Consider the following 14,620-nt stretch of genomic DNA (forward strand, 5'->3'; position numbering starts at 1 on the left):
AGACTCCTAATTAAATTTCACTAGTTAGAACAACCCTTCAATAATGCCACTCTCATCAATAGTTATCTTTTCGGCAGCAGGAGTAGCGGGTAATCCGGGCATTCGTAAAATATTTCCGGCAATGGGAATAATAAACCCAGCCCCAGTTGCTATTTCAAACTCCCTAATATGAATATCAAAGTGCTGCGGACGGCCCAATCGTTTCTGGTCATCACTAAAACTTTTTTCGGTTTTTGCCATGCACACAGGTAGATTTCCATAGCCCATTGCTTCATATTTGCGTAATTGCGATTTAGCTATATCACTTAACACAACGTTTTCCCCACCATAAATAGTTTGGCAAATCTTTTCCAATTTGGTGCGCACATTGTCATTGATACTGTAGGTAGGATGAAATTGTACAGTACAAGATTTTGCTGCTTTAATTACTTCTTCGGCAAGATCTACACAGCCTTTACCACCCTTCTCCCAGCCATAACTCAAGGCTACGGGAATGTCCATTTTTTTGCAATAATCCATAACTACTTGCATTTCAGCTTTCGTATCTGTTTTAAAGGCGTTTAATGACACCACGATAGGAATTCCAAAACTTTTTAGACTGGCAATATGCCCTTCCAAATTGGGAAGTCCTTTTTTAACCGCTTCAGTATCTTCTTGAGTAATTTCCTTTAACGGCTTACCTCCGTGGTATTTTAAAGCCCGTATTGTAGCAACCAAGACAATAGTTTTAGGAGAGATTCCAGCTGCGCGACACTTGATATTCATGAATTTTTCAGCACCCAAATCGGCGCCAAAGCCAGCTTCCGTTACTGTATAATCGCTTAAGGTCATCCCCATTTTCGTTGCTATAATAGAATTGGTTCCTTGTGCAATATTTGCAAAAGGCCCTCCGTGAATAAGGGCAGGATTTCCTTCTAGGGTTTGCACTAAATTAGGTTTTATAGCATCTTTTAATAGCACAGCCATGGCGCCATTCGCATTTAAATCTTTTGCATACACAGGCTTCCCATCCCACGTATCTGCTACATAAATATTGCCGCATCGCTCTTTTAGGTCTTCTAAATCTGAAGCCATACACAATATTGCCATAATCTCGGAAGCCGCCGTAATATTAAAACCCGTTTCTCGGGGAATGCCGCCCGCTTTTCCGCCAAGGGCCGCAATAATATTCCGCAAACCGCGATCATTCATATCCATACACCTTTTCCAGACTACAGTTCTGGAATCAATACCAAGACTTCTGGATTTACTTTGAATATTGTTTTCTACAAGAGCAGAAAGCAGGTTGTTGGCTTTTTCAATAGCGTGAAAATCACCCGTAAAATGCAGATTTATGTCCACCATAGGAATAACTTGACTCCAACCTCCGCCGGCAGCACCGCCTTTAATTCCAAATACAGGGCCTAAACTTGGTTCCCTTATTACCACAACAGCTTTCTTTTTTAAATAATTGATCGCATCGCCCAACCCTATGCAGGTTGTTGTTTTCCCTTCGCCAGCGGGAGTGGGTGTGATTGCAGTAACCAAAATAAGATTGCTTTCCTTTAATTTGGCTTCATCAATAATATGTAGCGGAATTTTAGCCTTGTCGTTACCGTAATACTCCAACTTATCTTCGGGAATTGACAATTTTGCAGCTATTTCTTTAATATGCCTAGGGGTTACGCTTTGCGCAATCTGTATATCGGTCATAAAATTATATCTTTTAAGAAATGGAATAAACTTTAGTTCTATTTACTGAAAAGGGGTTTATACTTTTCCTTTTCAAAAAGTAATAGGGTGAAATTTAGTATTGCAACAAACAACGCCGGCCAAGCATCTGAAAGGTCTTGGTTTGAAATACTAAAAATTAAAAACGCTATTGATAATGGGAAAAGCACCAGCAATAAAAAGGGTGTCCATTTATTAAGTACTAGTAATATTCCTAAAATGATTTCAAAAATGTAGAGTATTGGGAGGTATATTACCACCGAATCTATAAAATTCTTGGCGTCCGTTGGCATCTCACCATAGCTTGTGGGTAGAAAATGGAAAAATTGATTCAATGCGTAAACTATTAAAAATACACCTAGAAAAACTCTTAGCCAGTTTTTAGGTAATTGGTTGTTTTCCATTTTGTACTATTTTTAAAAAGGTTAATTTGAAATAAAAGTAGGGTTTCAATAAAAGAATATATATGACAATGGTCATAAGCTACATAAACTCCCAAATTCACGAACTCACAAACTCACAAACTCACAAACTCACCAACTAACGTCTGATTTATATTTACATTTGAAGATATATAAAAACAACATCACACCCACCGAAACCCATATTGTTCCCAAGCTAGAAAACCCTATTCGACTTCAAGAATATGGGGTAGGTATTTTTCAGGCAGCTCTAACAAAATCAGCATTAAAAAAAGCACTGAAGAAAAAGTATATTACGGTTAATGGAGTTATTGCTACTTCGGCTACGTTTATAAATGGGGGAGAACGCATTTGTTTATCCATTTCAGAAGAAGTGATTCCGAAAAGAAAACTTGTCTTTCCGCTTGAAGTATTGTTGGAAGACGAGCACTTAGCTGCAATTCATAAACCTGCCGGTATTTTGGTTAGCGGTAATAGTTTTAAAACTATTGCAAATGCGCTAGATCAAAACTTAAAACGAAGCAAACTCCCCGATGCAACACCACCACAGCCTGTTCACCGATTGGACTATGCTACCACAGGAATTTTATTGGTTGGCAAAACAAGCAGTTGCATTCGTGCGTTAAATAAATTATTTGAAAATAGAGCTGTAACCAAAACCTATTTTGCAGTAACTATTGGGGAAATGGAAGAGCAGGGGGAAATCACTTCAGAGGTTGATTATAAAGAAGCACAATCAAATTATACGCTCTGTGAAACTGTACTTTCAGAAAGATTCGGGAAACTCAATTTGGTAAAATTAGAACCCCAAACCGGAAGAAGACATCAGTTGCGGAAACACCTCGCTGCTATCGGAAACCCCATATTAGGTGATAAAGAATACGGCATTGAAAACTTAATTTTAAACGGGAAAGGCTTGTATTTGCACGCTTATTCTTTAAAATTCACCCATCCTTTTACAAAGAAAGAAGTTTTTTTAAAAGATGAACTTCCACAACGGTTTAAAAAGATATTTTATAAAGCGTAGTTACAATAACCCCTTTCCCATCCTCCAAAACAACAGCCGATAACTGTATTGCTTCTGCAACCTTAAAATTAAAAGGCGCCGCCAATAGGTTTACGCCACTTTGTACTTTTAGCCTATTTCCCTGTCCGGAAATAATGTCTTTATTGGGTGTAAAATCCCCTTCAGGTATATGTTCTGTTAGAATAATGTATTTGTAAGCAGCCAACTTGCTTAAGATGCTTTCTATTTCGGCATTAGATAAATGTTGGAGCACCTGCCGCAGTATGGCACAATCCCCAGTTGGCAAATCGGCTACTGCGATGTCCAAACATTGGAATTCTAAATTGGATGCTTTAAAGGTTTCTTTATTTCGGGCTATCAGGCTTGGCACGATATCTACTGCAACGTATTTCTCAGTATGGGTTACCAATGCTTTCCCTACATTAAAATCGCCACAACCTAAATCGCATACCGTTAGTGGATTTTTAAACGAAGTTATAAATGCGGTCACCGCAGCTATATACGGATTTACTATTTCTGGACGGTGCGACCCCTCGCCAGAATAGAAATCAGTTTGGTTACCACCCCAAAGTTTCTTTTCATAAACCTGCTCCATTGCAGCCTTAGTGGGCCAGGGGGTTTTTGTTTTTTTGGGTTGGTTTTCTTTTTTGTTCACGGTGAATTATTGGTATTCAAATGTACTATAAATAAAAAACCTCTGACCTCCAACCCACAATCATCAACTAACAATTCCTCATTCACAAACTCACTTATTCACCCATTCACAAAAGCCTAAAGCTTACAGCCTAAAGCCTACAGCCTACAGCTATTAAAAAAAACCCTATATTTGAAACTCTCCCCGATTAAATAAGCCCCCTTTACGGTTTTCCGTAAAGGGTTGGTTTGAATTGTTGTTACATTTGAAAATGTAAGAATGAAGTGTCCTTGTGTTGTTTATGCGTAAGCGGCTAAGGCGAATATGCGTCATGACAAAATACTAAAGAACCTGAACTAAATAAAGTTATGAAATTAGAAAAAATACTAGATAAACTGGGTTCCTTAGAAAAGAACTCTTTTATAAAGATTATAGACCATATCATTACAAAAAATCCAAAAAATTCAAAGGAAATTGAGAAAATATTAAGTTCATCTGACAAAGGGCTTAAATCGGTTGATAGCCAAAATGTGTCGAATATATTTGGTTTGATTTCAACGGAGTTTACGGAGCACTTAAAGTGTGAATTCCAAGAAGCCAATTCACAATTGGACATTTTAATTGACATTATAATTCGAGATGGAAATTGTTTGATGAAGCAAGATTGGTTTTCAAGATTATACGAAACTGAAATAAAGAATCTGAAAGGAAAGATTAAAACGCTGACAGCAGAATTGGAAAGCGATAAATCGGAATTGAGTGAATCTCGAAAAAGAGATTATCGCATTTATAAAGCTTGTTTATCTACTGCATATACAAATGATATTGCAAATAATCGCGATGCAAAAATAACTTCTGATGAGTTATCAATTATCTTAACGCTATCAAAACAACTTGGACTTTCGCAAGAAGACGTTAAGTTGATTAATTATTCGATTTTGCCAATTAAGAAAGTAGATATTCAAGATGTAATTAATAGCTTAAAAAACCTTGGTGTTGTTTTCTTTTCGAAAAAGGAAAATACAATTTACGTAGCTGATGAAATGGTTAGACTCTTAAGAAAAGTCAGAGAAAAAGAAGTAGCTGAAAAGTTTTACAGGCGGACATTGAAATTATTGAGAGAACCAATTATTAATCAAATTGCTAAAGAGCATAATATTGATAGAAAATTAAATAACTCCCAGAAGATAGAGCAGATAATCAAAGAAGGTATTTCTTTTACAGATTTACTTATAAATGAAATATACAAGCCAGGAACAAATCTAACCGAGAAGAAAAAGACCTTAAATGAGCTTTGCGAAAAAGGATTAAATATAAAAAACCTAAAGGGCAGTACATTAGAAGACAAAATTGCCAGTCTAATTGAGCATTTTGATAACGTTGAAAAAGACGAAAAAGTTGGGATATCAATCGATGGTTTTGACAAGATGCTATTGGAGCTAAATCAATCACTTCCTAAACTAAATAAAGAACTCAAAGATCAGTTCGAGTTACAAGATGAAAATGTTTTAATTGCGGATTATCTACTTGACTATAATATAAAACCAAGAGATATTTTAGATTTAATTACCAAACCAGATTTGTCTAAATTTATTAAAGACAACGGTATCAAACAGCGCGGGGATGATATTTTAAATATTCTAGAACATTACAAAGATGTTGAGAATTTATATCTCGAAAATTATGCTAATGTTGGATATCGAAACTTAAACTTATTAAAGGAAAATGGCATTTCGGTTAAAGAAAGTGAATTAGGGCTAAAATTTGAAGAGCTTACTAAAATCATATTTAAAGGGCTAGGATTTAATGTAGATGATAAGTTTAAAAATCAACTAAATACTCAAAAGGATATGATGGATATTCTTTTGAATTTGGGTAATGATGAAATAATCATCGTAGAGTGTAAGACAGTAAAAGAAAAGGGCTATAATAAATTTAGTACTGTTTCAAGACAATTAAAATCATATCAGAATCTAGCCCTTAAAAATAATCTGAGAATTGTCAAGATTCTACTTGTCGGACCTGAATTCAGTGATGATTTTGTCTATGATTGTGAAATGGACACTGAAATGAATTTATCGCTTATTACGGCTTCTTCACTTTCTAAAATATTTGAGACATTTAAGGATTCCAAATATCAAGAATTTCCGCACGTATTATTTAGAGATATAGTTATAAACGAAGAACGGATTATTAAGGCATTGAGTAAATAAAGAGATTTAGCTCCCTTTACGGTTTCCCGTAATTGGTTGGTTTATATTGTTGTTACATTTGGAAATACATTAAAATAGGAACCCGTGTAGATAATGCGAACATCCAATATTGTTAGTACATCATAAACGAACAATTAAAACAATGATGGTTGAAATAAGCCGAAAAAAAACCCTAAACAGAAGTAGGCAAAAATTTGAATTATATAAAAATGAAAAAAGTATTGATTATTACAACTTTAATAGCTGGCTTTGCTGTATTATCAGCTTTCAATTCAACAAATAATACAGAATTAACAAAAATCGAAACGCTTTCAGTAGGTGATTTTTGCGACGGTTGGGAAGATGGATATTGTGAAGGTTGGAAAGACGTTAAAGGATCACTTTCTTTATGTCCACTCACTCCTTTGTGTCCATTACCTGAGCTAGGTCAAGATTCATACAGAGGTGGATATAATAGAGGTTTTAAAGCAGGTATGAGAGCTGCAAATAATGATTAAACCGATTAGAATAAATTTACTAATACATTAAAAATATCTCAGCTTGGTTATTTAAAAAGTTTATTGCTAAGGTTTTCCTTACTTGGTGGGATTGTATTGTTGTTACATTTGAAAAATATATTGGAATACTTGAGATTGTTAATTTTAAAAAAGAATTATTCATTTTGATTAATGGAAAATAGAAAAATCACAAAATAAATATGAAAAATAAATTTGACATTGGAGATATTGTAACACTTAAATCACATCCATTAGCATATCAAGAAGACGGGGAAATAGATGCATATGTAAATCAAATCCCGCCATTTATGTGCGTTAAGGAAATTCACATTGAAAAAAAGAAACAAATTTTTAGTAGTGAAATGCCAAGTGCTAAAATTGCAGATAATATTAAATACCTATGCGTGTATTTTAATCAGCATCGAATGATATTTGAAGAAGGATATGTATATCAAGATACTATTGTATTATTGTCTGATGTTACTTTTCATAATGAACAAAAAGAGTTGAAAGAGGGTCATAAAAAATTAGTTGAAGAAACTCTAGATTATAAAAACTCAAGTTATGAATTTGGTAAAAGAATATTCTTTAAAACCTACAAACTTGAAAAAAGGAAAAAATTTAGAAGTGCAGGGCAAGATTCAAATTCAACAACAAAAACTATATTGACGCATACATCTCCAGCATTTATTTTAAATGGCTTTAAACTAAATAATCAAAAATCAATTTATAATGCAAAGAACGGAGAATTACAGCGTAAATGTTCTGAAGAATTGTTTAAGGTTTTATGGTATAATGCATTCCAAGAAAAGTTTTCCGAAGAATATTTGCCAAAAGAATTTTTTACGGATGACAAGAGAATTTATAAACCTTTGAAGAAGATAGATTCTATTTCTAAGCGTAGGGGTATTGACCAAAAAAAAGATTAAGTTTGAAAGATAATTAGGAAGTCCTTTACATTTAAAAATGACATCTACTGTATCATGGTGGGTTAATGCCCCAGTCAATCAGACCTTTAAAATTTAGAGGGATAAATCATACGTAGATTGATATTTTGGTAGCCCAGAAATAAGCACCTTCCTCGAGGAACGCACTTATTTCTTGGCACACGACTAAGGTCACCGTATATATTAGACGAATCAAAACGTCATTTGTTACATTTGAGGTATTTCTTTGCTTCATAACTTCATTGAATATTTGGTTTATTATATATAAGGTCAATCTTATTAACGTAAAACTAAAAAGTGAACCGAGAATTCGGTTAGTGGTACAACTAAGTTTCTTTAGTGTTAAGCATTTTTAGGTAACTAGCTTTGAGGGCTTCCTTTTTTTTAAACATGCAAAATTCTTCCTTAAATAAAAAAGATTGGTTTAAAGATAGGGGTTACCTCCATTTGACGAATAGAATTAATAAGGTTGATAAAACCAATGTGCTACATTATGTTTCAAATTTTAAAAAAGTACAAAATCATAGATTTTCCCCATTTATCCTAAAACAGACCAATGACAGGCGCTACAAATTTTCAAAAGATTTAAATAGGCGTTCGCATAAAGCAGTAAATGATAAAGGTGAAATTATTACAAATTCCAAAATGAGACCGATTATGTATTCTACGCATATCGACTCTCATATTTATTCATATTACTCTCACAAAATTATTCAACCGAATTATGAAAATTATTTAAAAACTGATAAGGCTTTAAATGATTGTATTACTGCTTACAGACAAATCGTAAATGACGATGGAATCCGTTTTAAATATAATGTTGATTTTGCGAAGGAAGTTTTTGAAGTAATTAAACAAAAGGAAAACTGCGCTGTATTAGCTTTTGACATTAAGAATTTCTTTCCTACCTTAAATCATTTACAGTTAAAGAAAATATGGAGTAAAATATTAGGGACTAAAAGTTTACCTAAGGATCATTATGCCGTGTTTAAATCAATAACCAATTATAGCTATTTTTATTATGATGATTTGCGAGTAGGAGTAAATGGAAATTTAAATGAAAAAAAAATAGCCAATCTAAAAAATCAAGGGAAATTTCAATTATTTGAGAACTATCAAGATTTTAAAGATTCAGAAATTCAGGTTTATAAAAATCAAAAGAAGAAAGATGGAGTTATTTCGGGGATTCCACAAGGACTGCCAATAAGTGCTATGCTTGCCAATTTATATATGCTACCGTTTGATGAAAATATTGTTCAAAAATTGGTTAAATCGAAAGACTGCTATTATCGAAGATATTCAGATGATTTAGTTGTCATTTGTGACGTTGAAGATATTGATGAGACTCAAAAGATTATAAAAGAAGAAATAGAAAAGATAAAATTGACCATTTCTACAGATAAAACTGAAAAATTTATATTTAAAAGAGTTGATAATAAACTTGAATGCTTTAAAATCAAAAATGATAAGTTAATTTCAAATTCATACTTACAATATTTAGGATTTGATTTCTACGGTTATAAAACTTTAATAAAATCTGCTAATGTTTCAAGATTTTATCGGGAGATGAAGGAAAGCATAGCAATGAAAGCGAAGCGAGTGGATAAAATTCAAAGTAAATGTTTGACAAATGACGCTATTATTTTTAAGCGAAAAATTTACAGGTTATATAGTTTTAGAGGAATAAAATCTAGAGAATTACCTGGCTCTAAAGTTGTGTATTTAAAAGGCAAGCTTATAAAAAAAGACTTTACAAGAAAGTATAGAGGTAACTTTATTAAATATGCGTACAGAGCATCTGATATTATGGAAGCGCCGGAAATTAGAAGGCAATTAAGAAGGCATATGATTATATTAAAAAGATATATGAATAAATTCAATTTTGATAATATTCCATAAAAAAATATCAATAACCATATTGTGCATTTGGAATGCGACCCAGCCTGATTTAATTTCATTAAGTCAAATCAACGGTCAATTTTGTCGTAATTGGTGGGGTTAATTATTTTTTATATTTACTAAATAAAAGACCTGACCAATCTTTCTGCTACATTTAATACAACAATCATGAACGAAATAAAATGTCCAAACTGCAAAAAAGCCTTCAAAGTAGATGAAGCTGGATTTGCAGATATACTTAAACAAGTTCGCGACCATCAATTTGAGGAAGAGTTAAACAATAGGCTTACGCTTGCGGAGCGGGAAAAGGATAGTGCGGTGAAGCTTGCAGAAGCTAACATAAGAAATTCGCTGCAAGAACAACTTGCCAAAAAAGATAATGAGCTAACGCAATTAAAAGCAAACAGCGCTGCCGATCTTGCCAATAAACTGTCAAAAAAAGAAGCGGAACTTGCTGAGCTAAAATCTAGAAAGGAAACAGAAATCGCGGAAATGAATTCCAGAATCCAAAATGCGGAAATGGATAAAAGACTGTCGGTTTCAGAGGCAGTGAAGCTCATTGAAAAGGAACGCGATACGCTTGCCAATAATTTAAGGGTAAAAGAAACTGAAACACAGTTGCTCGAAAAATCCATAAAAGAGCAGTTTAATAATACCCTAATGGTGAAGGAGGAAACCATTAAAATGAAAGACGATGAAATTGCGCGTCTAAAAGACTATAAGCAAAAACTCTCCACAAAAATGGTTGGGGAAACCTTGGAGCAACATTGTGAATCTGAGTTTAATAAACTGCGGGCCACGGCTTTTCAGAATGCCTATTTTGAAAAAGACAACGACTCCAGCGGTGGGAGCAAAGGCGATTTTGTTTATAAGGAAACCGATGAAGCGGGAAATGAAATCATTTCAATCATGTTTGAAATGAAAAACGAAAATGACGAAACCGCTACCAAAAAAAGAAATGAGGATTTCTTTGCCAAACTGGATAAGGACCGGAAAGATAAAAAATGTGAATACGCTGTTTTGGTTTCGCTGTTGGAGTCGGAAAGTGAGTTTTACAATACGGGGATCGTTGATGTTTCGCATAAGTTTCCAAAAATGTACGTGGTGCGGCCTCAGTTTTTTATTCCTATTATCACGCTACTAAGAAACGCAGCGATGAATTCCATGAAATACAAAGCGGAACTGAATTTGATGCGGAACCAAAATATTGATATTACCAATTTTGAAGATAAGATTGACGCTTTTAGAAAAGGGTTTGCATACAATTATGATTTAGCGAGCCGAAAGTTTAAAACCGCGATTGACGAAATAGATAAAACCATAAGTCATCTGCAAAAAACAAAAGATGCTTTGTTATCCTCGGAAAACAATTTGCGACTGGCCAATAATAAAGCAGATGATTTAACCATTCAGAAATTAACTTATGGCAATCCTACTATGAAGGCTAAGTTTGATGGACTAGATTAGGAATTAGATTGTTGGATTGTTGGATTGTTGGATTGTTGGATGGTTGGATGGTTGGATTGTTGGATTGTTGGATGGTTGGTTCTTACTTAAAGCTTAAAGCCTATAGCCTATAGTCTATAGCCTACAGCCCATAACTCTTTATTTACTTACTCACAAACTCACATATTCACCCATTTCCCTCACCCTCTGGCGCGCTTTTGAAAAAGCGTGCCTATTTAAATTAAGCATTTGTAATGCACCTACCCCTTCCGTCCCCGACAAAAAAGTCGGGGCCACCTTCCCCTTTAATGATGTTCTCGTTTTTTATTTGGGTTTTGGATTAGGGGAAGGAGCCTAATAGGGTGGCGTTGTTTTTTAAAATTAATTTCCATTGATGGTTTTCCGTACTTGCTGGGTTTAATTATTTTTATATTTGGTTCGTAAAATACCTAACGTGTATATGTTAGATATTCAATACTGTTGTGTTGTGAACAACCACAGAAAAACCAAATAATCATGAAAGATAATACCAACTCAACCTGGATGTGGCCTGACGAATTAGATGCTTTAATTGCTTCCCCACAGCATCATAAAATATTATTAGAGAATGAAACAGTACGGGTAATTGACACGCTTATTCCTCCAAATGAAACAACAGAGCTTCATACCCATAAATGGCCAGCAACACTTTATATATTGAGCTGGTCAGATTTCGTGCGCTATGATGATAAAAATAATATTGAAGTTGATTCAAGAAATTTTGACAAAGCTCCTTTACCATCTACTTCCGTTTGGACAGAACCACTAACACCCCATAGATTAAAAAATGTAGGTGAAAATGATATACATATTATAAGTGTTGAAATTAAAAACAAATAAACCCTCCAGCTGGTATAAACTTCGTGAGTCGTGATTCGTGAGTCGTGAGTTGTGAGTCGTGAGTCGTGAGTTGTGAGTCGTGAGTCGTGAATCGTGAATCGTGAATCGAATTTCGTCGCTCGTCGCTCGCACTTCGTATTTTGCACTTCGTATTTCCTCCTTCATCCCTTGTAAGTCTTTATGTATTATCGTGGTCTAAAAGCTTGTATGTAAACAAACTATAGCGTAGTTTTAACTCAACTAAAAATCAACGCACCAACCAAAACCATTTCAATTATGTCTTTCATTCTTAAAACACCAACCCTCCAAAAACTAAAACCCTACTATCTCCTTTTTGCACTGCTACTGCTAGTGAGCCAAGGCTGTAAAGAAAAAACAGAGAAGGTATCTTCACAAGCAGATTTGCCCGAAAAAGAAACTTTTTCCGTGATTACTGGCGGTATAAAAGTGGGCCATTTAAACGTTACGCGTGCTGGCGATTCGGTTGCTATAGATTATGATTATAAAAACAATGGCAGAGGCCCAACTATAAAGGAAGCCGTAGTGCTTAATGCCGATGGGTTTCCGGTGCAATGGGATATTGCCGGTAGTTCTACTTTTGGCAACACTATAGACGAACATTTTAAGCTGGACGGAAAAAACGCAAGTTGGAAAGACGCTTCTGGCAAAGCTACTGCAACTGTGGAAAAACCTTCCTTTTATGTAAACCAGTCCGGCAGTCCATATTCGCTGTTTATGACAGCGCGAGTGCTGTTAAATTCAAAAGATCAATCGGTTTCTGCACTTCCTGCTGGAGATTTGAAACTGACAGAGTTAGAAAGTATAGAATCGAAGACAGGCGATAGTCCATTAAAGCTGAAAACCTATGCTTTGTCTGGCGTAAATCTTAATCCTTCTTATTTTATTTTGGATGCTAACAACCAGTTTTTCGCCATGATTGATGCTCGGTTTATCATAATAAGAGAGGGTTATGAGAGCGAAGAAAAAGAAATGCGGATGCTTGCCGAGAAGTATTCGGCAGCACGTTTTGAAGATTTGCAAAAGCGATTTGCACACAACTACGATAAAAATATTCGCATTCGCAACGTTAAGATATTCGATCCAAAAACTTTAGCGCTTACTGATTTGGCTTCTGTATTGGTGAGTGGCAATAAGATACAAAGCATAGATGCGGCAGATGCCACAGCTGGTGAAAACGAAATAGAAATAGATGGCGCTGGTGGAACCATAGTGGCAGGACTTTATGATATGCACGGCCATATGGGCGAAGATGATGCCATTCTAAATGTTTTGGCGGGGGTTACTTCAGTTCGCGATATGGGAAATAACAACGATGTGCTGGATAGTCTTGTTCAAAAGATAAAATCTGGAACTTTAGCAGGCCCAAACATCACTCGAATGGGCTTTATAGAGGGTAAAAGTCCGTTTAGTGCCAATCTGGGGATTCTTGTTGATAGTGAAGAAGAAGCGATTGCAGCGGTTCAGACTTATGCCGATAAAGGGTTTTACGGGATAAAATTATACAACAGTATGACTGGGGCTTGGGCGCCTGCCATTGTTAAAAAAGCGCACGAATTGAATATGCCTGTTATGGGGCACGTGCCTGCTTTTTCCACTGCAAACGATATGCTGAATGCAGGTTTTGATGAATTGACCCACATTAACCAAACGATGTTGGGTTGGGTGCTGGAACCCGGGGAAGATACCCGTTCTTTATTGCGATTAACGGCTTTGCAACGTTTGCCAGATTTGGATTTAAACAGTGCGCCCGTTCAAAAAACCTTGGATTTAATGGTGAAGAATAAAGTAGCCATGGACCCAACGCTGGCTATTCACGAACTTTTATTGCTTTCCCGCAATGGGGAAACGCAGGTGGGTACTTTAGACTATATAGACCATATGCCCGCTAGTAGACAACGTGACGCTAAAGAGGCTATGGCAAGTATAGCCGATGAAAAGGAAGATAAAGCGTATCGAGGGGCGTATGATAAAATTGTAGAGACCTTAAAAATGATGAAAGCGCGTGGTCTTTTAATCGTGCCAGGCACCGATTTGGGTGGCGCTTTTACCCTACATAGGGAATTGGAACTCTACCAGCAAATTGGCTACACTCCAGCAGAACTATTGAAATTGGGCAGTTATGATATGGCCAACTATCTTGGACAAAAAGATAGAGGCATTATTGAACCAGGAATGCTGGCTGATTTCTTTTTAATTCCAGGCGATCCAACTAAAGATATTAAGGCTATTAAAAAGATTTCCATGGTATCTCGTGGGGGAGTAATTTATTTCCCGAGTGAAGTATATCCAGAATTTGGTATTAAACCCTTTGTTGAAAAACCAGCGGTTAAAGAGAATTAGTGTCTATATATTGAAAATATTGATATATTATCGAAACTGTATTTCTAGCTTTGGATAAATACGAATAATCATACTATGAAAACCTCAAACAAAATAGTACTTCTACTAACAATAATTTCAGCAATTTTTTTTACTTCTTGTAATGAAAACAAACCCAAAGAAAAGGAAGTAGTAAAGAAAGAAGCAGATTTTTCAATGATGGAAAATTCCACAATGGGAGATGATAATAGAGTATCTTTAAAGCTAAACCCAATGCAAAAGGAACATCAATTGATGAATATGAGAGATCATTTAGATGCAGTTCAAAATATTGTTCTTCTTTTATCTGAAGAAAAATATGATGAAGCTTCAAAAATTGCCTATACTAGATTAGGTTCAACCACTGAAATGAAATTAATGTGTGCATCATTTGGCAATAAGGATTTTGAAAATTTAGGATTAAAATTCCATGAAAGTGCAGACAAAATGAGCGAAGTTTTTAAAAGTGGCGATAAAAACAAATCATTAAAAGCATTGTCAAATACAATGAATCTTTGCGTGCAATGTCACGCCACATATCGTCAATAAAAACAGGGTAGAAAAAAT

At 35.1% G+C, this 14,620-nt stretch carries 12 protein-coding genes; 9 read left to right on the plus strand and 3 right to left on the minus strand.

The window, feature by feature from the left end:
- Positions 1–24: 24 nt before the first annotated feature.
- Both AEQU1_RS06560 and AEQU1_RS06565 read right to left on the minus strand, forming a co-directional pair.
- Complete coding sequence (locus AEQU1_RS06560; RefSeq protein WP_111879773.1) at positions 25–1,692, minus strand: formate--tetrahydrofolate ligase; 1,668 nt, start codon at positions 1,690–1,692, stop codon at positions 25–27.
- A gap of 38 nt (positions 1,693–1,730) precedes the next feature.
- The gene (locus tag AEQU1_RS06565) at positions 1,731–2,114 is read right to left on the minus strand and encodes a DoxX family membrane protein (RefSeq protein ID WP_111879775.1); all 384 of its coding nucleotides are present in this window, start codon (positions 2,112–2,114) and stop codon (positions 1,731–1,733) included.
- Between the two features lie 166 nt (positions 2,115–2,280).
- Between AEQU1_RS06565 and AEQU1_RS06570 the strand changes: the two genes are divergently transcribed.
- Positions 2,281–3,159 carry an RluA family pseudouridine synthase gene (locus AEQU1_RS06570; RefSeq protein ID WP_408730901.1) on the plus strand — a complete coding sequence of 293 codons (879 nt, stop codon included), beginning with the start codon at positions 2,281–2,283 and terminating at the stop codon, positions 3,157–3,159.
- On the opposite strand, the gene AEQU1_RS06575 is transcribed toward AEQU1_RS06570, so the two are convergent.
- Positions 3,134–3,814: a class I SAM-dependent methyltransferase gene (locus AEQU1_RS06575; protein WP_258455175.1), complete on the minus strand. Its 681-nt coding sequence runs from the start codon at positions 3,812–3,814 to the stop codon at positions 3,134–3,136. The two genes, AEQU1_RS06570 and AEQU1_RS06575, sit on opposite strands and share 26 nt — an antisense overlap.
- Positions 3,815–4,161: 347 nt before the next feature.
- Between AEQU1_RS06575 and AEQU1_RS06580 the strand changes: the two genes are divergently transcribed.
- The 8 genes from AEQU1_RS06580 (at position 4,162) to AEQU1_RS06615 (ending at position 14,602) form a co-directional block, all read left to right on the plus strand.
- Positions 4,162–6,006 (plus strand): hypothetical protein, encoded by a 1,845-nt coding sequence (locus AEQU1_RS06580; RefSeq protein WP_111879776.1) that lies wholly within the window; start codon positions 4,162–4,164, stop codon positions 6,004–6,006.
- 209 nt (positions 6,007–6,215) lie between these two features.
- On the plus strand, positions 6,216–6,503 hold the full coding sequence (locus AEQU1_RS06585) for a hypothetical protein (protein ID WP_111879778.1): 288 nt from the start codon (positions 6,216–6,218) through the stop codon (positions 6,501–6,503).
- 200 nt (positions 6,504–6,703) lie between these two features.
- Positions 6,704–7,432, plus strand: coding sequence for a hypothetical protein (locus AEQU1_RS06590; RefSeq protein WP_111879779.1), 729 nt, complete (start codon positions 6,704–6,706; stop codon positions 7,430–7,432).
- A gap of 408 nt (positions 7,433–7,840) precedes the next feature.
- Positions 7,841–9,349: a reverse transcriptase domain-containing protein gene (locus AEQU1_RS06595; protein WP_111879781.1), complete on the plus strand. Its 1,509-nt coding sequence runs from the start codon at positions 7,841–7,843 to the stop codon at positions 9,347–9,349.
- A 168-nt stretch (positions 9,350–9,517) separates the two neighbouring features.
- Complete coding sequence (locus tag AEQU1_RS06600) at positions 9,518–10,816, plus strand: DUF2130 domain-containing protein (protein WP_111879783.1); 1,299 nt, start codon at positions 9,518–9,520, stop codon at positions 10,814–10,816.
- 495 nt (positions 10,817–11,311) lie between these two features.
- Positions 11,312–11,674, plus strand: coding sequence for a hypothetical protein (locus tag AEQU1_RS06605; protein WP_181566723.1), 363 nt, complete (start codon positions 11,312–11,314; stop codon positions 11,672–11,674).
- A 276-nt stretch (positions 11,675–11,950) separates the two neighbouring features.
- A complete protein-coding gene (locus tag AEQU1_RS06610; RefSeq protein WP_111879786.1) occupies positions 11,951–14,035 on the plus strand; it encodes an amidohydrolase family protein in 2,085 nt (694 codons plus the stop codon).
- 75 nt (positions 14,036–14,110) lie between these two features.
- A complete protein-coding gene (locus AEQU1_RS06615; protein ID WP_111879788.1) occupies positions 14,111–14,602 on the plus strand; it encodes a cytochrome c in 492 nt (163 codons plus the stop codon).
- Positions 14,603–14,620: the final 18 nt, after the last annotated feature.

This window comes from Aequorivita sp. CIP111184 (assembly GCF_900489465.1).
In the GTDB taxonomy this organism is placed as follows: domain Bacteria; phylum Bacteroidota; class Bacteroidia; order Flavobacteriales; family Flavobacteriaceae; genus Aequorivita.

Bases quoted from the DNA above. Each gene is read 5' to 3' on its own strand.
- AEQU1_RS06560 (WP_111879773.1), bottom strand. From the start codon at position 1,692: ATGACCGATATACAGATTGCGCAAAGCGTAACCCCTAGGCATATTAAA.
- AEQU1_RS06565 (WP_111879775.1), bottom strand. From the start codon at position 2,114: ATGGAAAACAACCAATTACCTAAAAACTGGCTAAGAGTTTTTCTAGGT.
- AEQU1_RS06580 (WP_111879776.1), top strand. From the start codon at position 4,162: ATGAAATTAGAAAAAATACTAGATAAACTGGGTTCCTTAGAAAAGAAC.
- AEQU1_RS06585 (WP_111879778.1), top strand. From the start codon at position 6,216: ATGAAAAAAGTATTGATTATTACAACTTTAATAGCTGGCTTTGCTGTA.
- AEQU1_RS06590 (WP_111879779.1), top strand. From the start codon at position 6,704: ATGAAAAATAAATTTGACATTGGAGATATTGTAACACTTAAATCACAT.
- AEQU1_RS06595 (WP_111879781.1), top strand. From the start codon at position 7,841: ATGCAAAATTCTTCCTTAAATAAAAAAGATTGGTTTAAAGATAGGGGT.
- AEQU1_RS06600 (WP_111879783.1), top strand. From the start codon at position 9,518: ATGAACGAAATAAAATGTCCAAACTGCAAAAAAGCCTTCAAAGTAGAT.
- AEQU1_RS06605 (WP_181566723.1), top strand. From the start codon at position 11,312: ATGAAAGATAATACCAACTCAACCTGGATGTGGCCTGACGAATTAGAT.
- AEQU1_RS06610 (WP_111879786.1), top strand. From the start codon at position 11,951: ATGTCTTTCATTCTTAAAACACCAACCCTCCAAAAACTAAAACCCTAC.
- AEQU1_RS06615 (WP_111879788.1), top strand. From the start codon at position 14,111: ATGAAAACCTCAAACAAAATAGTACTTCTACTAACAATAATTTCAGCA.